The sequence below is a fragment of the Desulfotruncus arcticus DSM 17038 genome (genome assembly GCF_900113335.1).
Taxonomy (GTDB): domain Bacteria; phylum Bacillota; class Desulfotomaculia; order Desulfotomaculales; family Desulfallaceae; genus Desulfotruncus; species Desulfotruncus arcticus.
Window position 1 is genome coordinate 1 of the sequence record NZ_FOOX01000022.1, and the last position, 20,632, is coordinate 20,632.

Here is a 20,632-nt window from a genome sequence, read left to right on the forward strand (position 1 = left end):
ATCTTTTTCCTTTCATGCTGCTTATCCCCTTCCCGTTAATTTTAGTTTATACCATCAGGGGACAAGACTCAATTCTCATAAAGGGGCTAAATAGGGAAGACTTGGATCGTTTAGATGGTTGCCCACTAAAAAAAGCGGACAATTTAAAAATCCTGATAAATAAAAATATACTTCATAACACCAGGCAACGTTTTACTCTGGCTCACGAATTGGGGCATCTGCGAATTAAAAGTCATGACCAAAAAATGTATACATGTTTGCCGTCAGACAGCTGGAGGGGAAAAATCCCAAAGATATACTGGAACTTGCCAAGGTATTCTTTCTTTTCAGCGGAGATATGGCTGAACTTGCCAGGGGGATAAAGGCTTATTACCAGGAGTTGGGGATGGGGAGAATGTGCGCTGATAAATCCTTTGATTGAGTTCAGACAGTACCGGACAGCTTTAAAGAATATGACGGGGAGCACCTGGTTCTGCCCGGCCTGTCGCCTGATGGCGGCAAATCACACTGGCAATCGCTGCGAGAGAGGAAGTCGGTGCGCAAATGCACCGGGGAGAAGCTCTCCCCGGAGGAGCTTAGCAGGCTGTTGTGGGCGGTCATTGGTGCCACCAGGGGTACCACCCGCAGGGACTATTCCTTCAGATGGCCCCCCGTAGTAGAAAAGAGCAGGGGAGAACAAAGGAGTAGAGTTGTCCAAAAATACATAAAGGCTCTTTCCAAGAGGGATAACTAATTTAAATAGTTTGGGAAGGGGTGGTATTTCGAAACTATGGGTAATAAGGTCAACTCGGAAACAATTGCCAATAACCCATGACAGGGGTGGGCTTATTATCCGGCTTTGGTGTGCCGGATCAGCCCCCGGAGTACAATTTGGATCGATCTGAGCAAGAAACCAAACGTGATACGGACCTGGATAAAATAATGGAATTAGAAGAAATTGAATCCGGTAAGCGTCATAGTAAAAGCTTTATAGATTAAATATCAGAAAAACGCCCCTAGCGGGCGTTTTTCTGATATTGGGGAGAGCGGATTCTCTAATTCTAATAGTTGGATATATACATGGATTTATAATAAAGTATTATTAAGAGGAGCCAATTTAAATTTAAAATATAAGCGAGGTGCTGATGTTGAAAATAATTGGGTTAAATGGAAGTCCAAGGGGCTCACAGAGTCGAACCAGGCAGTTAATTGAACAGGTATTAAACTATACCCGGTCAAACGGAGCGGAAACAGAATTTTACGATATTGCCAAATTAGATGTTAAACCTTGTATAGCATGTGACAGGTGCCATAAAATTGGCTCTTGCTTCCAAAAAGATGATTATCAGCGAATCATTGACGGTATTTTGTCTGCGGATGGTATTGTTATTGGAAGTCCGGTATATAATTATCAGGTTACGGCGCAGCTAAAAACCTGGCTTGATCGCCTGGGGATGATCATTCATTGCCAAATGTTCTCGGGTAAATACGGTGTTGTGGTTACCACGTCAGGTGGAGCCGGAGAAACTGAAACAGCAGATTATCTTGATTTTGCAGTCAGACGTACTGGTGCGCAATGTGTTGGGAGGTTGGTCAGCGGCATAGAAAATGATGGATTATTGGAAAAAGGGTCACCGTTATTTGACGAGGCCAATAAATTAGGCCGGCAGTTAATGGATGCAATCAAGGAAAAGAAAGTTTTCCCCCGGCAGATCGAAGAACAGGAGCAGTTAAAAGGGTTTTTTGCCTACATGATAGGACAGCGGAAAGAAAAATGGGAATGGGAATATAACTACTGGCAGCAAAAAGGGTGGCTCTGATTATTTTAAAAAACTCTCTCCCCTGGGTAAAAGTGGCCCGGGGGAGAGCTCATATAACTGCATCATGTTGACAGAGCTAATTACCGGGATCAGTCGGATGACGGCGTGGGAACTAAGAGAAGCCGGGTTACAAAGGCTTGAATGCTTCCGTTTGTTCTGTTCACCTTCGTAAGCTTATTGACGAAATATTTAGAATATTATTATTGATCCCCCAAAGCATGTTCTGTATACTTTTAATAAGTAATTAAAAGGACATATTAAAATTAAATTGTTTTGATTGGGGGAAAACGACAATGAGACTTCAGGGGAAGGTTGCTGTAGTAACAGGAGCCGCTTTTGGTATGGGAAAAGCTATCGCTGAACTTTTTGCAAAAGAAGGCTCTAAAGTAGTAGTTTCAGATATTATTTTAGAGCAGCGAATGCAACAGTAGAAGAAATTAAGTCTAATGATGGGGAAGCAATATCAGTATTAGCCGATGTTGCAAAAGAAGAAGATATACAGAATTTAATTGATACAGCTGTCAATATGTATGGCACATTAGATATTCTGGTTAATAACGCTGGGATTATGGATAATTTTGAACCAGCCGGGGATATTGAAGATGATAATTGGGAACGTATCTTTGCTATTAATACTACGAGCGTAATGCGTGCAACACGCAAGGCATTACCTATCTTTTTAGAAAAACAGCAAGGGGTAATTGTTAATATCGCCTCAGCGGGCGGATTGGCTGGAGCTCGTGCTGGGGCAGCTTATACAGCTTCTAAACACGCAGTTGTTGGATTCACAAAAAACACCGGTTTTATGTATGCTCTAAAAGGTATTCGTTGTAATGCAATCGCACCTGGTGGCGTTGAGACAAATATTGGTACTACTATGACTAATATTAATAAATTTGGTATTGGACGCACAGAACCTGGAATGGCTGTTAATCCACGTATGGGTAAACCGGAAGAAATCGCAAAATTAGCCTTATTCCTTGCTTTAGATGAATCAAGTTTTGTTAACGGGGCAGTAATAACCGCAGATGCCGGTTGGACAGCGTATTAATAGAACCAAACCAAAAACAAAATATTAAATATGGAGTGTATAGAAAGCCATAATACGTACGGGCTTTTTCAACTTGAAACAATAAAGTATGTTAACCGCAGCACACCAATCTTATTTATGGGGGAAATAACATGGAAAAGCACCTGGGCCAACTATACCAGCAGAAAACGAAGTATTCCCGCAGCAGCCTGGAAGGAAGAAAGCTTGACTGGGACAACAGGCCGGACAGCTTTAAAGAATATGACGGGGAGTATCTAATTTTGCCCGGCCCGCTGCCTGACGACGGCAAATCACTGTGGCAATCGCTGCGGGAGAGGAAGTCGGTGCGCAAATACACCGGGGAGAAGCTTTCCCCGGAGGAGCTTAACCGGCTGTTGTGGGCGGTCAATGGCACCACCAGGGGTACCGCCCCCAAAGACTTCTACTTCAGAACGGCACCTTCTGCCGGAGGCCTATACCCCGTTGAAACATATATACAAATTAATCGAGTAAGGGATTTTAAACCCGGCATATATCATTACAGTGTTCCAAAACACGGGCTGCATCTACTGCAGGAGGGAGAATTCGGATCTTCTCTGGCCGGGGCGGCGTTAGACCAGCCCATGGTGGAAAACTCCGCGGTTAACTTCCTCTGGACGGCGGTTACCAGCCGTACTTTCTGGAAATACGGCCAGCGGGGTATCCGCTATATCTACATGGATGCCGGCCACGTAGGGCAAAATCTTTACCTGGCGGCTGCGGCGCTGGATCTTGGCTGCTGTGTTATAGGTGCTTTTTTTGACGATGAGGTGAATAAACTCCTTGGTGTGGACGGTGAAGACGAGACCATAGTATATATGGCCTCTGTTGGTAGACCATAGTAAGACAGGGGAACCCGCTGCAAAACAAAGAATATCCCACACCATCCTTTTCCCACAGAGTATGAGGCTCTGTCCAGGCACCTTTACCTCCGTGGAACTCAACTTCCCCAAGAGGGAATCCAAAGGGGCTTGTGCGATTCTCTTGCTTCTCTTTTTTTGTTGTGGTAAAAAATAAATAAAACTTTGGAATGATACTTACGTCACGAAAGGCTCGAGAGGGAAAAAAAGTGAAATCAGGGAGGTATCGTTGTTGAAACAAGAAGTTTTGAAAGCAATCAATGGCCGGCATAGTGTAAGGGCGTATCTGGATCGACCTGTTCCTGAGGATGTCATCAAACAGGTATTAATGGCAGCGCTGATGGCGCCTTCCTGGGGGAACAATCAACCATGGGAGATAGCGGTTGTAAGCGGGCCGGCGCTTGAACGGATTAAAAAGGGCTTCTTAAAAGCTGTGGATGAGGGACAACCTCTCGCGTCTGATTTTACTTTCCCCGCTTCATGGCCGGAGGCCAATCAGAAACGCTATTTTGAAAACGGTGAACGCATGTATTTGACCCTGGGTATTGCACGTGATGACCAAAAGGCCCGGGAAGAATTCGGGAGAAGAGGTTGTGAATTTTTTGGAGCCCCCCATGTTATATTTTTGTTTCTGGACGAGGGCCTGTCTCCTTGGGCTTTGCATGATCTGGGACTTTTTTGTCAGACGCTTATGCTGGCGGCCCATAGCATGGGGCTGGGTACCTGTCCAATGGCCAGCGCTATTATTTATCCGGACCTGGTACGCGAAGCGCTTGGGTTGCCATCGAACAAAAAGCTGGCTCTAGGCATTCCCATAGGATATCCTGATCAGGAGTCCAAAATTAACCAACATCGAAGCACGAGGATTTCCATGGATGAAGCAGTACGGTGGTACCATGAATAAGGAAGGGACGGAAGGGACCTTAGGAGCAGGTCCCTTCTGATTTATTAAATAGGACTTGCTGAACAGAACAAAAGAGACCTTGGCTTTTTATAAATTAAATTAGATTCTGAGTTTGGAGGTGCAAAATGAATATACCAAGAATCGCAGTAATGTCAGACATTCATGGTAATTTTTTGGTTTTGGATGCAGTACTTGATGATATAAAGAGTAAAAATATTACAACTATCATTAATTTAGGAGACAGTTTTTATGGTCCATTATTTCCCGATATTACAGCTAATCGATTAATTAAGACAAATGTAATTAATATTATGGGGAATCAAGACAGGTTACTTCTCGAGGGACTTGACATGTCAGAGTACCCTTCCCTTAAATTTGTCAAAGAACGTTTATCTCCAGACCATATATCCTGGATAAAGACGTTTCCTAAAAATATGGTTGTCTATGAAAGCATTTATGCTTGTCATGGTTCCCCTGACTCCGATCAAGCTTATTTAATTGAAGATGTAACTGAAGAAGGAGTAAGGATTCGTGGCGTTGAGGACATTATGATGGAAATTCAAAGAATAGATCAACCAATTATTCTTTGTGGGCATAGCCATGTTCCAAGAACAGTCTATCTTCCTGATGGAAGAATAATTATAAATCCTGGTAGTGTTGGCTTGCCAGCCTATGCAGATGATGTACCACAAAAGCATAAAATGGAAAGTTATTCTCCCCATGCTAAATACGCCATTGTTTCTAATAATGGTGGAGGTTGGTTAGTGGAACAGATTTCCGTTCCCTATGATTGGAACAAAGCATGGGAACAAGCCAATAAAAATAACCGAAATGACTGGGCTTTTTGACTTGAGACGGGTAGAGCCTTAGAAAATTTATAATAAGCCGTGCTCTTTTGCAATAATCAATCCCTTTTCAATTGCTTCTTCGTTGTCGGCAGCTTGGTAATACTCTATAGGATGGCCGTTACCGAATAAACCAACTGGTTTTTCCATAACAACATATTTAAAGGATGTTCCTTCTTCCTTGATAATCCAAAATTTATCGGCATTATGAATAATTAAGTTCCAATGGTCGGACACTTAATCACTCCCTTCGGGAATAAGGCTACTTTAATTATAGTATATTTTAAAGTCGATTCCGATATCCATGCCATAGCCCCCTGCAGTACGGGGTATCAGGCATCAAACTGAGGATAAGGCTGCTTCCACGTGCTTATTAAGGAAAGTAGGGATGATTTATCAAAAAAGCTGTTAAGTTTAGCTTGTTGGTTGTTTTGTTAATTTTTATCCTTGCAATTTCCATAAATATACCTAAGGCAAATATGCCTAAGGCTGCTGCTAAAGAAACTGGGAAACAGATAACGATTCTTTTTACGCATGATCTGCACGACCATTTTCTACCGGTCAAGGATGAACAAGACGGAGTATTGGTGGAATTAGGAGGATATGATCGATTACAGAGTGCAATTTTAACTGAAAAAAAGAACAACACAGGTGCTTTATTATTGGATGCCGGAGATTTCTCAATGGGAACACCTTTTCAGACGATATTTGAAAGTGATTCTCCGGAGCTTAGAATGTTGGGCAAGATGGGATATGATGTTGTGACGCTTGGAAACCATGAATATGACTATCAGGCTCCGGGACTTGCGGAAAGCTTGCAAGCCGCCCGACAAAGCGGGGATGAATTACCCCGGATTGTACAGTCCAATGTAATATTCCCAACAGATCAAAATGCCAATTTAACTCCTTCATTAAGGTCATTAAAGCAAGCTTATGATGACTACGGAGTGAAAGATTATGTGGTTATACAAAGAAATGGCATTAAAATAGGGATTTTTGGCTTGATGGGGGTGGATGCGGCTTCGAAGGCACCAATGTCTGAAGTGAAGTTTACCGTTCCAATTGAAAATGCCTTGCGAGTAGTAAAAATCTTAAAACAGCAGGAAAAAGCAGATCTAATTATTTGTCTTTCTCATTCCGGCACAGAGGTGGATCAGGCGAAATCTGAGGATGAGATCCTGGCCAGAAAAGTTCCTGAAATAGATGTTATTATCAGTGCTCATACCCATACTAAGCTCCCCGAACCGATTATGGTAGGGAACACGATTATTGGTTCCGCTGAAGACAGCGGGAAATATCTTGGTGTGATTAAGATTTCACAGGAATCAAAATCAGAGTGGAAGCTTAATGATTATCACCTGCTGCCAATCAATGAGCACTTACCCGGTGATGCGTATATTTCTAAAATTATAAATCGAGATAAGCAACTGGTTGATGAGAAATACTTTAGTCTATTTGATCTGAGTTTTGATCAGGTACTGGCTGTTTCGCCTTTTAACTTTCATACAGTTGACAGAATATATGAACAACACCATGAGGAACAACTCGGAAACCTCATCAGTGATGCCTATATCTATGCTGTGAAGAAGGCTGAAGGGGCAAATCATATTCCGGTTGATGTGGCAATTGTTCCGGCCGGCACTATCAGAAGTTCCTTTTTTCAAGGAAATATTACCGTCGCGGATGTCTTTAATCTAAGTTCTTTAGGAATAGGTCCCGACAATATTCCGGGTTATCCTTTAGTCTCAGCATACCTTACCGGCAAAGAACTAAAGACGGTTTGTGAGGTGGACGCATCGGTTTCTCCGATTATGGATGATGCCCAACTTTTTATGTCCGGCATGAATTTTACATTTAATCCAAACAGATTGATTTTCAATAAAGTAACTAAGGCGTCCCTGCAAAGACCGGATGGATCTGTTGAAGAAATTAATGATCAGAAACTTTACCGTGTTGTTGCCGGACTATACTCTGCTCAAATGCTCTCTGTTGCTGGGGATAAATCCTTTGGACTATTGTCTATTATACCAAAAAAGAGGGATGGGACTCCTATCACGGATTTTGAGGCCCAAATCGTAAAGGATCAGGTTAGTGGAAAAAATAATGAAGTGAAAGAATGGCTGGCAATTGCCGAGTATCTGCAATCCTTTGAAAAAGTTAACGGAGTTCCTCAGATCCCTCAGTATTATAACGTCACACATGGCAGAAAGATTGTTGATAACAGTCATAGTCTCTCAGCCTTGTTAAGTGCCCCAAATAAAATTGCACTGACGGTATATGCCGTTGTTATTATTGTGGCAGCTCTGGTGAGCTTTATTGCATATAAGATTGTGAAAAGGAAGAACCGCCTGGAACGCGACAGCAATAAGCCGGACAATTGGGTCAAAATTTGACCACTAACCAAATCAATCCCACCATTAAGCTGGAGTGTGCTGGACGGCGGGAAGCAGCCCGCTTTACTCTCGCGGATGTAAGGCAGGGCTGTCCCGCAGGAGGAGCAGTTTCGTCTAAACGCTTTTCAGCGCCGCCTTAAATATTGCCAGCCCTTCGTCAACAACTGACTTGCTGATATTCAGCGGAGTGATAAATCTAATGCAATTTTTGTAAACACCGCAGTTGTAGAACAATAATTTATGTTCCAGGCAGTAATTAGTTACCTTATTGGTCGCGGCGGGGTTCGGGCTGCCGCTGCTATCTACAAGTTCAACGGCAAGCATTAATCCAAGACCCCGCACATCTCCGATAACGGGGAATTGTTCTTGAAGGGCCAGCAGCTGTGCTTTAAAATACTCACCTACCGTATTGCAATTTTGCAGCACATTCTCTTCTTCAAACACTTCCAGCATCGCCACCGCGGCGGCACAGCTTACCGGGTTGGCACCGAAGGTACTGCCGTGCGCGCCGGGGGCCCAGTCGCCGATTATCGCTTCCCTGGAGGCTACGGCGGAAAGCGGCATGCCGCTGGCGATAGCTTTACCCAGGCACACAATATCGGGGATCACGCCAAAATGTTCAGCGGCAAACATTTTCCCGGTCCTGCCGAAACCGGTTTGCACTTCATCAAAAATTAAGTAAATGTTATGATCGCTGCATAACGCCCTCAACCCATGCACGTATTTTGCCGGAGGTACAATGTAGCCGCCTTCGCCCTGCACCGGCTCAAAAATCATCGCAGCAACATCCGAAGGAGAGATTACAGAGTTAAATACCCTTTTAATTTCCGCCAAACATTCCAGTGAGCATGCATCAGTCTTTTGGCCGTAGGGGCACCTGTAACAATACGGGTAGGGTACATGCACGATTGTAGGTAAAAAAGGCGCGTAGCGATCCCTAAAGCCGGCTCTGGATGATGTTACAGAAAGGGCCCCCATGCTGCGGCCGTGAAAGCCGCCCCGGAAGGCTATATATCCGGGCTTCTTTGTTTTCCACCGGGCCAGTTTGAGCGCTCCTTCTACAGCTTCGGCACCTGAGTTGCTGAAAAAGAACATATCCAAATCCCCGGGGGTTACTTCAGCAAGCTTTACTGCAAGTTTTAACGCGCTGGGGTAATACCCCAAACTAAATGAACCATGCATTAATTGATCAATTTGTTCTTTAGCCGCCGCAACAACTTTGGGGTGACAGTGGCCCAAATTGTTCACCGCAATGCCGCTGACAAAATCCAAGTACTTTTCCCCGTCAATGCTGTAAAGGTAGGCTCCCTCACCCCGTTCTATAATCATCTGGGTAGCCCTGGCCAGAACTGGTGACAAGCGCTTCTTACCTTTATTCAGCAAGTCCATGTCAACCATGCCAAACACTCCTTTCAAATTTTACTTTGCATCAGCCCGCATGGGAAAGCATGTTATATATTTACTTTATGAAGTTATGGCTTTAAAGTTCTGGAAATGCATTAATACAAAAAATAATTTAGTGCTCCGTCTGGCCCCGCGTGATGATGTCGGCACCTTGTAGGAAAAATCTGTACCAATCTATAGTAAAGACAACAAAGAAGGTTTTTTGCAACATTCCCCAGATGATTATAATCAGGGAGTGTTTCACTATAAGCGTTCTCTCATGCCCGTTGATATTTACTATTTTTGAAATTAGAAGAGGAGTAACTATTGAAGTCATTTTTTACCTGTATCATCAAGCTTTAGAAGAATGCCCTTGAGCTTTTGCGGAAACGGCATCTCCATTTTTGCGGCGTTTTCGAGGATGCTAATACCTAAAAATGGCTGAAAGCGTGACCTTGATAAAATAATTTAAATTGAGGTGTTGCAAAAAGATTTGTGGATTGTCTTTACATAATAAGAAATGCTATTAAGGAGGGTTCCTAATGAAACAGGGTATTATTATCAATAAAGAGAATAATTACTAAAAAGGAGGCATCATGATCAAAAAAGCTGTTAAGTTTAGCTTGTTGGTTGTTTTGTTAATTTTTATCCTTGCAATTTCCATAAATATATTTACCATTTACCAAATCAATCCCGCCATTAAACTAAAGGGTGCAATGAAGAATGACCTTCAATTGAATGCTTCTGTCCTTTTTTTATTTCAGCACTAATTTAAGATTGGTGTCCCCAAAGGATTGAGATTCTCTTGTCTAACAATTTTTGTTTGATTTTTGAAAATAAAAATTGGTTTAGATTGTTCAGAGTTCTAAAAAAAAAGATCTGCCCGGTAAAAATGTAGAATTATTTGCCAATCTCTTTGACCACCAGTTGTAAATTTGTTAAGGGGTTTCGGATGTTAACATTAGGTTGGTCGGACGGGCACTCTTTTGTTAATTATAATGAGCAGTAGTTTGGCTGCTAGTTGCACCTATTATTTGTATTTTAAAAATCCGTTATGGATTTACAGAGAGTTCTGTTTCAATATTCTTTTGAGAAAATTCATACCAAACAACATCTTTTTTTCCATCTTGTTCTTTAATGAAAGAATTAAACGATTCTTTTGTAACGGGTTTATTATTAATGTAGTATGATATGGTTATGCTATCATTGTTTTGACTTGACTTCATATACCCTAATATGTCAGTTTCATAGGCATTTGATTGGAATTTCAGTTTTCCATATCCATTATCTGCTGCACCGTTTGAATACTGAAATGTCCCGTCTGTTTTAAGCCCTTCTAAACCTCTGTATACAATATTGTATCCATAAACTGCACCATTCATATAATGCAAGACTTCGTAAAACTCTGGATTATTACCTACTGTTAATTCAAGAACAACTTCGGGCACCTTGTCACCATCCATGTCAAGTACTGTAAAGTGTGTTACTTTGAAGATGGCTCCATAAATCTCTTTGTTAGTTAAAAAGTCATTCAAAGATAATTTTTTCTTGTTATCTATGCTGAAAAATTCAGCATTATTTAGCAATACTGCTTTATATGCTTCTAATACCGAATTATTATTAGATGGCATCTTGGTCTTTGTATTTTCACTTTTGCTGTCTGAAGAAGGGGAAGAAGAACTCGTTGGAATACTGGTGTCAGTAATTTTGTTACCACTTGCACTACTGCTATTGTTTAGGTTTAAATTGTTTTTACTGCTCGAACACGCAGTAATTGAAGTACTTAACAGGAACACAAGAAGTACACGCATAATTCGTGATTTCATCTAAGCTCTCCTTTTAAAAATATAGATTGCATTTTAACTTTATCCTAATTATAACATCAATTTCAAGATAATGTATAACCCCTGGCGGGAAACTATGTCTTTCAGGGGTAATATTTCAATAATAGTAAAATAATTTCCAGTTCTATAGGTAGCCAGGTGCTGTATTTTTGTTGGCCGAAAATGCTGTATTTCTATTGACCGCTAACAGGGGTTACGGGACAGTTGTTTATAGCGAAGAATACCCGATTTCCTTTTCCTTGGAAATCGGGCATTTTATTATTTTCGAGGTTTACTTTATTAACAACATGGACCTGCTATTAGCCCAGAGGTTAGTTTTTGCATAAATATGGAAGGATGGTTTTTATAAGTTTTTTCATAATGTCTAATTCTTTTGGCGTTCATTTGTTGAGTAAATGTGTCAACTCCGTATCTTTATTACCTTCATAAGCATCGTAAGCAGTTTTGTCGAAAATCAAGTAATCTAAAGACAAATGTAAGCAATTTGCCACTTTTACCAGAACGGGGAGGCTCATTTGTCTCTTTCCTCGTTCCAGTTGCCTGATATAATAGTCCGAAAGTCCTAGTATTTCCGCAAACTCTTCACGGGAAAGTTTAAATTTTTCTCTTTCTTCCCGTATTTTCTGTCCGATGGCTTTGTTATCTATTTCAATGTTTTTCTTCATATTTCTTCCACTCTCCCTGTTTCGTTATACTCTATCTAAATCATGGTAATATACTAATCTTCGAACATGAACAGGACTTATCCTAATATTGTAGAAATATGTAAGAACATCATGGACTGGCATAAAGATGCAAATCTCCAGTACCCGTATGGGAATAAGAGATGTGGAGTATTACTATGGTTTTAGAAAATAAATGGCAATATTTGCGCAGTATTATACTATTGCGGGATAAAATAACTTCCTTTTCCCAGTATCCCTTTTCCTTGCCTGTGATTTGCACGTTGGAAACTCTGGAATTTCACCCAAGGGTTACTTTTATTGTTGGTGAAAACGGAACAGGAAAGTCCACGTTTTTGGAGGCCATTGCCGTAGCCTGGGGATTTAACCCGGAGGGCGGTACGATCAATTTTAATTTCCATACCCGGAATACCCACTCGGAACTGTATAAATATTTACGCCTGGTTAGAAGCGCCAAAAAACCCCGGGACGGCTTCTTCCTGAGGGCTGAAAGTTTTTACAACCTGGCGACGAATATTGACGAACTGGGGCCGGACCTCATCAATTCCTACGGTGGGCGTTCCTTGCATAAGCAATCCCACGGGGAGTCATTCTTTGCCGCCTTTATGAACAGATTCGGTGGCCGGGGTCTGTACATTCTGGACGAACCCGAGGCTGCTCTTTCCCCGGTACGCCAGATGGCCCTGGTTTCCAGAATACACGACCTGGTCCGGCAAGATTCCCAGTTTATTATTGCCACTCATTCGCCGATTATCATGGGCTATCCTGAAGCGGCCATTCTCCAGCTTTCGGCCGGGGGCTTCGAGACGGTCCGGTATGAAGAGACGGAACACTATATGGTGATGAAGGAGTTTGTAAACAACAGGGAGAAAATGCTCAAGGTGCTGTTGATGCCTTGAGATTACCTATTAATGTCTGCTTGCCTATAAAGTGCTATTAAATACTGCGAAGTTGCTCTTTAATCCAGCTGGTGACTAAGTCATGTTTAAATGTGTAACATAAGATGCCGCATTTAATTTTTAGGCCTCATTTTAACCAAACCACGATTTCCATCCACTTCGATAATACATCCATCCTTTAGAGTTCTTGTGGCATTCTTTATATCCAGCACCCCTTAACATGGATAATACAATATCCGGGTTTTCCCACCAAAAATCACTTGCTATTGAAGAGGCAAGGTAATTTTGGGATACGCATTCCCTGGCCGATTTTACCGACGAAGTTGAGGTAGCCAATATTATGTTTTCCAGCTTCAAGGGTAGAATATATAACCGGTAAAGATAATAATTATTTGGGGGTTTGCATCATGTTGACAGAGCTAATTACCGGGATCAGTCAGATGACGGCGCGGGAACTAAGAGAAGCCGGTGAACCGGAAAGAAAAAAGTTGGTTGAAGCACTAACCGACCTTACCGAGCTGGGCATTGCTTTACTGCACGAAAGTCCGGAATTTCGCCAGGCCTTCGCCAGAATCCACAGTGAATTTTTGATGTTCCCCGAAAGCCGGGACACTATTGAACAGGCGTTTACGGCTTATAACAAGTTTTGCCCGGAAAATTAACCCATGCCCGATAAAAGTAAGTAATTAAAGCGAAAGAAGAGTCCGCGATGTTTTTAATTTGCATCAATAAGCCTTGACTTACTTGATACACAAAACTAGTATATTGGTACAGATAATAATTGTAAGGGGGTAGACAAATGACGCTGGATCCCCATAACCCAATTCCTTTGCATGTGCAGTTGAAAGAAGTTATCCGGACACAAATCGACAAAGGAATTTACATTGAAAAAATTCCCAGCGAAAGAGAATTGATGGAGAGGTTTCTGGTTAGCCGTTCTACTGTTAGAGAGGCGGTATCTGCTTTAGTTCGTGAAGGTGTTTTGGAGAAAATTCATGGTAAAGGCACGTTTATCAATTCGCATACGGTTAACGAGTGGTTGGGAAACATAAGTGGCTTAACCGAGACAATTGATAAAATGGGCATGAAACCTGGTAGTAAACTGCTTTCTCATGGTCGTGGTAACGATAAATCCATTGCCCGGACATTGGGAGTAAAACAATACTATGCCATTGAAAGACTGCGTTTTGCCAACGACGATGCTATTGCCATTGAAAGAACCTATTACCGGGAAAAAGTAGGACTGGAACTGGCAAAGCAAAACCTTAATGAAGTTTCTTTATACCCGATACTGGAATCCATCGGCGTAATATTTGCTGAGGCTGAACAAAAAATCGTTGCCGATATGCCCTCCCGGAATGATGCCAAACTGCTTGAAATCTTACCGACACAGGCAGTATTGGTGGCTAAACGTGTTAGTCACGATGCTCGTGGTAAAGTTGTTGAATTTTATAATGGTATCTTTAGGTCAGACAAGTATGCCTTTTGCATCAAACTGTCCAAAAAACCCACTATGCTTTATGCCGGTAAGTAATTTCACTGCTTTTTTACCTACCCCGCAGGGTGATCTGACCGGGCCCCCGGCTGCTTATTTTACCCCAATCTCGAGCGGTAAGTTGTAAGTACCATAAATCACTTGTTAAAAATTATAGCGTCATTTAGATGAATTTTTTATGTCGGCTAGTTGACAGCTTAATTTGTAAAATATAAAATATCAGTAACTGGTACGTACGTCCCGACATTGCAATGTCATTACCTCTCGTTACGCGTATATTTGTAAGTCTTTAAATTAAAAAGGAGGGGAATACGGGCAAGCAGCAGGGTGGTTTTTATTGATTTGTGCTAGTGAAAACATTCATTAAGAATTATTTTTTCTGTTCCGTTAGATAGTATCATTATAAGTTTGAAATCTTAAAGGAGGAAAAGCTATGTCAACTAATAGTGCTAAACAGCAAGAAATAAATTTATTATCTAGAATCGACAGGCTGCCAATTACTGGTTTTCATATCAGCATTATGGCTTTATTGGTAATGGCATGGATTATCGAAGCCTTTGATATTGGTATTGTTGGCCAGGTTGTTCTGGTCCTGAAGAATATCTGGAATCTTTCCCCTGGAGACGTTGGTTTGCTGGGAACCTCCTCGACAGTGGGTATTGTAATTGGTGTATATTGCGCCGGGCGTTTGATGGACAGGTTCGGGCGTAAAAAAATTCTAATCTGGGGTGTTACATGGTTCTGTATCTTTACCGGTATCGGGGCTATCTTCCCTAATCTTTATTGGGTTGCAGCTATGAGATTTATTGCCGGTCTGGGGGAAGGTGCGGTATTTCCGATTCCCTACTTGATGATTTCTGAATTTGTCAGCGCCAAAAAACGGGGCACAATCGTAAGCTATCAAAACGCTATCCTCTGTGCGGCTTATATCCTGCCAAGTATTGTTGGCGCCTGGGCTCTTACCGCTTTCGATTTAAATATAGCCTGGCGGGTTCCCTTTCTCATTGGTGCTCTACCGATAGTATATGTGGGTTTATTAGCCAAATTTATGCCTGAGTCCCCAAGATGGTTGTTGCAGCAAGGGCGGGTGGAAGAAGTTAATAAACTGGTGCAAAAGTTGGAAAAGCAAGCCGGTATCGCACACGATGACGATTATATTGATGAAGGTATTGCCAAATCTTTAAAAAGTAATAAGCAAAACAACAAGGGCAGTATCGGCATGTTGTTTAAAAAGCCGTTCTTGTCACGTAGTTTAATTGCCTGGGGCATATATACCGGGACCATGATCTTCTGGTATGCCATGCTGGTATACGCTCCCACAATTTTTGCGGAAAAAGGATTTGAGATGAAGAACGCGGTTATGTTTACAGGCGCCATGATGGTTATCGGCGGGATTGGCGAAGTGGTTATCGGCCACCTGTCGGATACCCGGGGCAGGAAACCGGTATATTTCATTTTCAGTATTCTGGCGGCGGTTGGTTGTTTAATGTTAGCTCAATTCAACAGCCTGTCCGGACTGTTTATCGCAGGATTTGTTGCAGCTTTCTTTGGTTTCGGCACATTGCCCTGCGCCAAGATTTATATTGCCGAACAATATCCCACCTACCTCCGCGGCACCGGCAGCGGTGTAGGCGAAGCAGTGGCAAGATTATTGGGCGGCGTATTGGTTGCTTACTACATCTCTTTCATCCTGTCCGCGGGTGGCGTGAAAGCGGTATTCTGGTTTGTCGCAGTGGCCTTTGTCGTATTAGTAATCCCGATGATGCTCTGGGGCCAGGAAACTGCCGGCCGGAGCGTTGAAGAAACCGGTTCTGCAGCAGACGATGAGGTTGCCAATACTAAAATCATGAAAACTGAAACTGCTAATAAAACTACTTAAACTCTTTAGAAAGGAGAGACATAATGAGGCTTAAAGACAGAGTTGCTTTAGTTACCGGCGGCAATGCCGGACTGGGCCGGGGAATAGCCCTGGCCTTTGCCAGGGAGGGGGCCAAGGTTGCCATATGCGGCAGAAGAGAAGAAAAATTGCAGCAGGTGGTTAAAGAAATAGAAGCGCTGGGAGCCGGGGCGCTGGGAGTTAAAGTAGACATCACCAACAGTGAAGACGTCAAAAATATGTTTGTTGAAACAGTTGAAAGGTTTGGCACTTTGGATATTCTTGTTAACAATGCGGGTATTTTCCGATCTGATGAAGCGGGAGTACAGGACAGGAAGAACCACCTTGACTTGGTAACCACGCCAATTCCCGCCCGTTCTCTGAGCATTACTAAAAATATGAGTGATGAAAACTGGAAAAAAATGTTTGAAGTCAACGTGCACGGTCTTTTCTACTGTACCCGTGAAGCATTAAAAATAATGGAAGATAAGGGCTACGGCAAGATTATCAACATTGCTTCAATCTCCGGTATTTCCGGTATCAGCGCTCACAGCCCCAACTACTCGGCCTCTAAAGGGGCAGTGGTGGCCTTTACCAGGTCTTTAGGCTACGAGGTGGCCGGAGCGGGAATTTGTGTAAATTGTATTGCTCCCGGTTATATAGAAACAGACGAGTTTATGAGAGGCATTAATTCAATGGATCCTGAAACCCGGGCCCGTTTCATGCAGCTTATGCCAACCCGCCGGGTGGGTAAAGTTGAGGAATATGCAGCATTGGCCGTGCACCTGGCTTCCGAAGAAGGCAACTATATGGTTGGCCAGATTATAAGCCCCAACGGTGGCCTGGTTATCGCGGCCAACTAAAGGGTTAAGTATCATTAAAAAGGAGGAGACGCCATGTCCTGTTGTTGTACATTAAGCCCGCAGGAAGAAAGAATTTTAAATGAAAAGCTGAGTCAGGCGGAAATGCAAAAGGGTAGAGAAAGAGTATGCCGTATTTTAAATAGCTTTAAAGGTGATGTACCCCGGATTAGCGTGGAAAGAGCCCGTTTAATGACCGAGTCCTTTAAAGGGACGGAAGGCCAGCCGCTGGTTTTAAGATGGGCCAAAGCATTAAAGCATATTTGCGAAAACATTACTGTTTATATCGGCGATTATGATATCGTTGTTGGCCGGGCCGACGGTCACCCGGGCAGACATGGTTTGGTTTACCCTGAGTTGGATGGCGCTTTCTTGGATGTGGCCGTTGATATGTTGCTTAAAAGCAAAACTCCCTATAAGGTATCGGAAGATGATTTAAAGGCGATTAAGGAAGATATCGTACCATATTGGAAGGATAAAACCCTGCACGAAGTATTTGCAGCCTCAATGCCCGAGGAAACTAAAAATATTATTTATAACCCGGAAAATAACTTCTACCAACGGTACATTATTACCCAAACCGTTACTATCAGGTCATCTTTACAGTGGATTCACGACTATGAAAAGGTTTTGCAGCGGGGTTTTAAAGACCTGAAAAGAGAAGCCCTGGAAAAATTAACGGCCCTTGATCCCAACAACCCCAAAGATACAATTGAAAAAAGACCCTTCCTGGAAGCTGCTGTAATAGTTTGTGACGCAACCGTCATCTTATCCAGAAGGTATGCGGCAATGGCTGCCGGCATGGCGGATAAGGAAACCGATGAACAAAGAAAAAAAGAACTTTTAGATATTGCCGCCATCTGTAACTATGTTCCGGAAAACCCCGCCCGGACGTTCCGGGAAGCTGTGCAGTCCGTATGGATGGCCCAAATTGTATCCAGATTGGAACAGAACGTCGGCGCCGTAGTGGGCAATGGACGTATGGATCAGTATTTCTATCCCTATTACAAGAAGGATATTGAAGAAGGCCGCATCAATGATGAATTTACCCTGGAACTGCTGGAGTCATTGTGGTTAAATATGGCCCAATTCCTGAACTTAAAAGTATCTCCCGCAGGTGCCGCCTTTACCGAAGGTTATTCCCACTGGGAAGCGCTGACTGTTGGTGGTAAGACTAAAGACGGACGGGATGCAACTAACGAATTATCTTACTTAATTCTAAGGTCTAAACGGGAATTTCCTTTAAACTATCCCGACCTGGCCGCCAGGGTACACGCCCGGACCCCGGAAAAGTTCATGCACGAAATTGCCGCTACCATTAAAGAAGGTTCAGGATTTCCCAAACTAATTAATGATGAAGAAGTAATTCCCCTGCTATTGTCCAAAGGTGCGCCTTTTGCGGATGCCAACGATTATGCTGTTTCCGGTTGCAGTGAAGTAAGGATGCCCAATCGTGACACCTTTACCAGTCCCTGCGCTTGGGTCAACCTGGGCGCCGTTTTGGAAATGGCTCTCAACGACGGTAAAATCAAGTCCTTAAACAATGAACAAATTGGCCCCCAAACCGGTGATCCCAGAGAGTTTACTTCCTTTGAAGATCTCTGGCGGGCTTACACCACCCAGCAAGAGTTTATCTTAAAGCATACCTTTATTCAGCAGTACCTGGCTGACATGATCAGATCAAAATATCTGGCAGCACCCTTTGCCTCGGTGCTCCACGATCTCTGTATGAATGATTGCAAAGATTTGTATTCCGGACCTATTGAAGGTGGCGTAAGCCTGGGCTTCTATGATCTGCTGGGCTTCGGCACCGTAATTGATTCCCTGGCAGCTATTAAGAAGCTGGTTTTTGAGGATCAGAAACTTACCATGGCTGAATTAATTGAAGCGCTGGATGCCAACTTTGAAGGTAAAGAAGTAATCAGACAAATGCTGCTGAATGCTCCCAAGTACGGTAACAACGATATGTATGCCGACTCCATCGGCTTTAACATTGAGTCTCACGCCATTAACTTTGCCAAACAGTACCGCACAGCTTTTGGCGGACAACTAGATGCCAGATATGTTCCGGTTACCGCCCACATACCCCTGGGTAAAATTGTGGGTGCCACTCCTAACGGCAGGAAAGCCGGCATGCCTTTGGCCGACGGCGGTGGACCTTCCCACGGCGCCGATACCAAAGGACCAAGCGCAAGCCTGCAGTCCATAGCCAATACCAAGTGCATGGGTGAAAAAGAAAGAGCGGCCCGTCTGGTTAACCTTAAACTTAGCCCTTCGACCGTTGCCGGCGATGAAGGAACCCAAAAGTTAATTGCTCTAATGAGAACCTTCTGCGACTTAAAACTGTGGCACCTGCAGTTTAACGTAATCAACCGCGATACCCTGCTGGCTGCTCAAAAAGACCCCGAGAAATATCGCAACCTGCTGGTGCGTGTTGCCGGTTATAGTGCTTATTTTGTAGACCTTTCACCTGAATTGCAGGATGAAATTATTGCCAGAACAGAACACAGTTTTTAAACGCACTCCATTTAGTTCAAAGGATCAAAGTCCTGCTCATTTAGGGCAGGACTTGCTCCTTATTCTTTCAACAGAGCAGAGGAGAGTATTATGACACACAAGGATGCGGGTCTTGTTTTCAATATACAACAGTTTTCAGTTCACGATGGTCCCGGTATTCGAACCATTGTTTTTTTTAAAGGTTGTCCTTTAAGATGCCAATGGTGTGCCAATCCTGAATCTCAAAATCAAAACACCGAACTATCCTTTAATTACAATAAATGTATTGGTACCAAGGAGTGCGCACTGTGCATTAAGGCCTGCCCGGAAGAAGCCATAGCGGAGTCGGGCGATAACAGCATCAAGATCAACCGGGAACTATGCGTTAATTGTAATATTTGTGCCGGAGTATGCCCCGCAAAGGCGCTGGAGATTTTTGGTAGATTTATGACCGTCAATGAAGTGTTAAAGATTGTGGAAGAGGACAGTGTGTTTTATTCAAGATCCGGCGGCGGTATAACACTAAGTGGCGGAGAGCCGCTAATGCAGGCTGATTTTGCCTGGCAATTGCTTAAGGAAGCAAAAAGCAGGGGGATCAACACGGCTATCGAAACTTGCGGCTATGCTAATTGGGATAACGCCAAAAAGGTATTTAAATATGTAAATACAGTATTTTACGACATTAAGTGTTTAGATGCAGATAAACATAAGCAGTTCACTAGTGTTTCCAATAAAATCATTCTTGATAACCTTGAAAAACTGTGCCGGGAATTTCCCCATATCCCGGTTATTGTAAGAACGCCGGTTATTCCGGGCTTTAACGATGGTGCTGAGGATATCATAGCCATCCGGGATTATATCAAGAATATACCCAATATAAGCTATGAGCTTTTGGCTTACCACCGCTTCGGTGAATCCAAGTATCCTTACCTCGGAAGAGATTATTTGTTTAAAGATGCTGAGCCACTTTCACAAGAACGGATTAAACAGCTTAAGGCAATTGTTGAATGAACAATAAGCAGGTAAGATGGACCTATGCCCCGGACATTCCAATGCTCCGGGGCACAGCATTTGATATTGAATGCAAATTGTGAAATTTGCGTTACAGATCATTACCATTTAGTTTATTGATTACATAAGTATTGAGGATGCAATTAAAGAAATGGCGGGATTAAACAGCTCATTGGTAAACTTTCTTTTCAAAGGAGATATGGCTGAACTTGCCA

General features: G+C 42.9%; 21 protein-coding genes and 2 pseudogenes. 17 read left to right on the top strand and 6 right to left on the bottom strand.

The window, feature by feature from the left end:
• Window positions 1-14: 14 nt before the first annotated feature.
• Window positions 15-227 (top strand): annotated as a pseudogene (locus BM056_RS27720) (ImmA/IrrE family metallo-endopeptidase); the annotation flags it as partial.
• A 26-nt stretch (window positions 228-253) separates the two neighbouring features.
• Entirely contained in the window at window positions 254-421 is a 168-nt protein-coding gene (locus tag BM056_RS27015) for a hypothetical protein (RefSeq protein ID WP_238456609.1), read from the top strand.
• Window positions 422-423: 2 nt separating this feature from the next.
• Here the strand turns inward: BM056_RS27015 and BM056_RS25915 are convergent, their stop codons facing one another.
• Window positions 424-609 carry a hypothetical protein gene (locus tag BM056_RS25915; protein ID WP_131820819.1) on the bottom strand — a complete coding sequence of 62 codons (186 nt, stop codon included), beginning with the start codon at window positions 607-609 and terminating at the stop codon, window positions 424-426.
• Window positions 610-810: 201 nt separating this feature from the next.
• On the opposite strand from BM056_RS25915, the gene BM056_RS26410 reads away from it, so the two are divergent.
• From BM056_RS26410 to BM056_RS22130, 6 genes and pseudogenes are all read left to right on the top strand, one after another.
• Entirely contained in the window at window positions 811-978 is a 168-nt protein-coding gene (locus BM056_RS26410) for a hypothetical protein (RefSeq protein WP_165613665.1), read from the top strand.
• 146 nt (window positions 979-1,124) lie between these two features.
• Window positions 1,125-1,799: a flavodoxin family protein gene (locus tag BM056_RS22110; RefSeq protein WP_092474581.1), complete on the top strand. Its 675-nt coding sequence runs from the start codon at window positions 1,125-1,127 to the stop codon at window positions 1,797-1,799.
• Between the two features lie 293 nt (window positions 1,800-2,092).
• Window positions 2,093-2,850: pseudogene (locus BM056_RS22115) on the top strand (SDR family oxidoreductase).
• Window positions 2,851-2,981: 131 nt separating this feature from the next.
• Complete coding sequence (locus BM056_RS22120) at window positions 2,982-3,710, top strand: SagB/ThcOx family dehydrogenase (RefSeq protein WP_092474583.1); 729 nt, start codon at window positions 2,982-2,984, stop codon at window positions 3,708-3,710.
• A 250-nt stretch (window positions 3,711-3,960) separates the two neighbouring features.
• Entirely contained in the window at window positions 3,961-4,632 is a 672-nt protein-coding gene (locus BM056_RS22125) for a nitroreductase (protein WP_165613666.1), read from the top strand.
• Between the two features lie 125 nt (window positions 4,633-4,757).
• Window positions 4,758-5,480, top strand: a complete 723-nt coding sequence (locus BM056_RS22130) for a metallophosphoesterase family protein (RefSeq protein ID WP_092474587.1) — start codon at window positions 4,758-4,760, stop codon at window positions 5,478-5,480.
• Window positions 5,481-5,507: 27 nt separating this feature from the next.
• On the opposite strand, the gene BM056_RS22135 is transcribed toward BM056_RS22130, so the two are convergent.
• Window positions 5,508-5,714, bottom strand: coding sequence for a hypothetical protein (locus BM056_RS22135; RefSeq protein WP_092474589.1), 207 nt, complete (start codon window positions 5,712-5,714; stop codon window positions 5,508-5,510).
• Between the two features lie 182 nt (window positions 5,715-5,896).
• Here BM056_RS22135 and BM056_RS22140 point away from each other — a divergent pair, with 182 nt between their 5' ends.
• On the top strand, window positions 5,897-7,870 hold the full coding sequence (locus BM056_RS22140; protein ID WP_238456610.1) for a bifunctional metallophosphatase/5'-nucleotidase: 1,974 nt from the start codon (window positions 5,897-5,899) through the stop codon (window positions 7,868-7,870).
• Between the two features lie 114 nt (window positions 7,871-7,984).
• On the opposite strand, the gene BM056_RS22145 is transcribed toward BM056_RS22140, so the two are convergent.
• Window positions 7,985-9,268, bottom strand: coding sequence for an aspartate aminotransferase family protein (locus BM056_RS22145; RefSeq protein WP_238456611.1), 1,284 nt, complete (start codon window positions 9,266-9,268; stop codon window positions 7,985-7,987).
• 318 nt (window positions 9,269-9,586) lie between these two features.
• Complete coding sequence (locus tag BM056_RS27405) at window positions 9,587-9,721, bottom strand: phage holin family protein (RefSeq protein ID WP_337833538.1); 135 nt, start codon at window positions 9,719-9,721, stop codon at window positions 9,587-9,589.
• 128 nt (window positions 9,722-9,849) lie between these two features.
• On the opposite strand from BM056_RS27405, the gene BM056_RS26415 reads away from it, so the two are divergent.
• Window positions 9,850-10,023 carry a hypothetical protein gene (locus BM056_RS26415; RefSeq protein ID WP_165613667.1) on the top strand — a complete coding sequence of 58 codons (174 nt, stop codon included), beginning with the start codon at window positions 9,850-9,852 and terminating at the stop codon, window positions 10,021-10,023.
• A gap of 282 nt (window positions 10,024-10,305) precedes the next feature.
• On the opposite strand, the gene BM056_RS22155 is transcribed toward BM056_RS26415, so the two are convergent.
• Both BM056_RS22155 and BM056_RS22160 read right to left on the bottom strand, forming a co-directional pair.
• A complete protein-coding gene (locus BM056_RS22155) occupies window positions 10,306-11,079 on the bottom strand; it encodes a hypothetical protein (protein ID WP_092474591.1) in 774 nt (257 codons plus the stop codon).
• Window positions 11,080-11,477: 398 nt separating this feature from the next.
• The gene (locus BM056_RS22160; protein ID WP_092474593.1) at window positions 11,478-11,762 is read right to left on the bottom strand and encodes a helix-turn-helix domain-containing protein; all 285 of its coding nucleotides are present in this window, start codon (window positions 11,760-11,762) and stop codon (window positions 11,478-11,480) included.
• Window positions 11,763-11,938: 176 nt separating this feature from the next.
• On the opposite strand from BM056_RS22160, the gene BM056_RS22165 reads away from it, so the two are divergent.
• From BM056_RS22165 to hpsH, 7 genes are all read left to right on the top strand, one after another.
• Window positions 11,939-12,679: an AAA family ATPase gene (locus tag BM056_RS22165; RefSeq protein WP_092474595.1), complete on the top strand. Its 741-nt coding sequence runs from the start codon at window positions 11,939-11,941 to the stop codon at window positions 12,677-12,679.
• A 407-nt stretch (window positions 12,680-13,086) separates the two neighbouring features.
• Entirely contained in the window at window positions 13,087-13,341 is a 255-nt protein-coding gene (locus BM056_RS22170; RefSeq protein ID WP_092474597.1) for a hypothetical protein, read from the top strand.
• 137 nt (window positions 13,342-13,478) lie between these two features.
• Window positions 13,479-14,213, top strand: a complete 735-nt coding sequence (locus BM056_RS22175; protein WP_092474599.1) for a GntR family transcriptional regulator — start codon at window positions 13,479-13,481, stop codon at window positions 14,211-14,213.
• Window positions 14,214-14,607: 394 nt separating this feature from the next.
• Window positions 14,608-16,053, top strand: a complete 1,446-nt coding sequence (locus BM056_RS22180) for an MFS transporter (RefSeq protein ID WP_092474601.1) — start codon at window positions 14,608-14,610, stop codon at window positions 16,051-16,053.
• 23 nt (window positions 16,054-16,076) lie between these two features.
• Window positions 16,077-16,913, top strand: a complete 837-nt coding sequence (locus BM056_RS22185; protein ID WP_092474603.1) for an SDR family NAD(P)-dependent oxidoreductase — start codon at window positions 16,077-16,079, stop codon at window positions 16,911-16,913.
• 33 nt (window positions 16,914-16,946) lie between these two features.
• Window positions 16,947-19,427, top strand: a complete 2,481-nt coding sequence (gene hpsG / locus BM056_RS22190) for a (2S)-3-sulfopropanediol dehydratase (protein ID WP_092474605.1) — start codon at window positions 16,947-16,949, stop codon at window positions 19,425-19,427.
• Window positions 19,428-19,517: 90 nt separating this feature from the next.
• Window positions 19,518-20,417, top strand: a complete 900-nt coding sequence (hpsH, locus tag BM056_RS22195; protein ID WP_092474607.1) for a (2S)-3-sulfopropanediol dehydratase activating enzyme — start codon at window positions 19,518-19,520, stop codon at window positions 20,415-20,417.
• The last annotated feature ends 215 nt before the right edge of the window (window positions 20,418-20,632 follow it).

Excerpts from the sequence above, each read along its gene's own strand:
- BM056_RS22145 (WP_238456611.1), bottom strand. The coding sequence starts at position 9,268 with ATGGTTGACATGGACTTGCTGAATAAAGGTAAGAAGCGCTTGTCACCA.
- BM056_RS22120 (WP_092474583.1), top strand. The coding sequence starts at position 2,982 with ATGGAAAAGCACCTGGGCCAACTATACCAGCAGAAAACGAAGTATTCC.
- BM056_RS22165 (WP_092474595.1), top strand. The coding sequence starts at position 11,939 with ATGGTTTTAGAAAATAAATGGCAATATTTGCGCAGTATTATACTATTG.
- hpsG (WP_092474605.1), top strand. The coding sequence starts at position 16,947 with ATGTCCTGTTGTTGTACATTAAGCCCGCAGGAAGAAAGAATTTTAAAT.
- BM056_RS22180 (WP_092474601.1), top strand. The coding sequence starts at position 14,608 with ATGTCAACTAATAGTGCTAAACAGCAAGAAATAAATTTATTATCTAGA.
- BM056_RS27015 (WP_238456609.1), top strand. The coding sequence starts at position 254 with ATGTTTGCCGTCAGACAGCTGGAGGGGAAAAATCCCAAAGATATACTG.
- hpsH (WP_092474607.1), top strand. The coding sequence starts at position 19,518 with ATGACACACAAGGATGCGGGTCTTGTTTTCAATATACAACAGTTTTCA.
- BM056_RS22185 (WP_092474603.1), top strand. The coding sequence starts at position 16,077 with ATGAGGCTTAAAGACAGAGTTGCTTTAGTTACCGGCGGCAATGCCGGA.
- BM056_RS22155 (WP_092474591.1), bottom strand. The coding sequence starts at position 11,079 with ATGAAATCACGAATTATGCGTGTACTTCTTGTGTTCCTGTTAAGTACT.
- BM056_RS22130 (WP_092474587.1), top strand. The coding sequence starts at position 4,758 with ATGAATATACCAAGAATCGCAGTAATGTCAGACATTCATGGTAATTTT.
- BM056_RS26415 (WP_165613667.1), top strand. The coding sequence starts at position 9,850 with ATGATCAAAAAAGCTGTTAAGTTTAGCTTGTTGGTTGTTTTGTTAATT.
- BM056_RS22110 (WP_092474581.1), top strand. The coding sequence starts at position 1,125 with ATGTTGAAAATAATTGGGTTAAATGGAAGTCCAAGGGGCTCACAGAGT.
- BM056_RS22175 (WP_092474599.1), top strand. The coding sequence starts at position 13,479 with ATGACGCTGGATCCCCATAACCCAATTCCTTTGCATGTGCAGTTGAAA.
- BM056_RS22170 (WP_092474597.1), top strand. The coding sequence starts at position 13,087 with ATGTTGACAGAGCTAATTACCGGGATCAGTCAGATGACGGCGCGGGAA.
- BM056_RS22160 (WP_092474593.1), bottom strand. The coding sequence starts at position 11,762 with ATGAAGAAAAACATTGAAATAGATAACAAAGCCATCGGACAGAAAATA.
- BM056_RS26410 (WP_165613665.1), top strand. The coding sequence starts at position 811 with ATGACAGGGGTGGGCTTATTATCCGGCTTTGGTGTGCCGGATCAGCCC.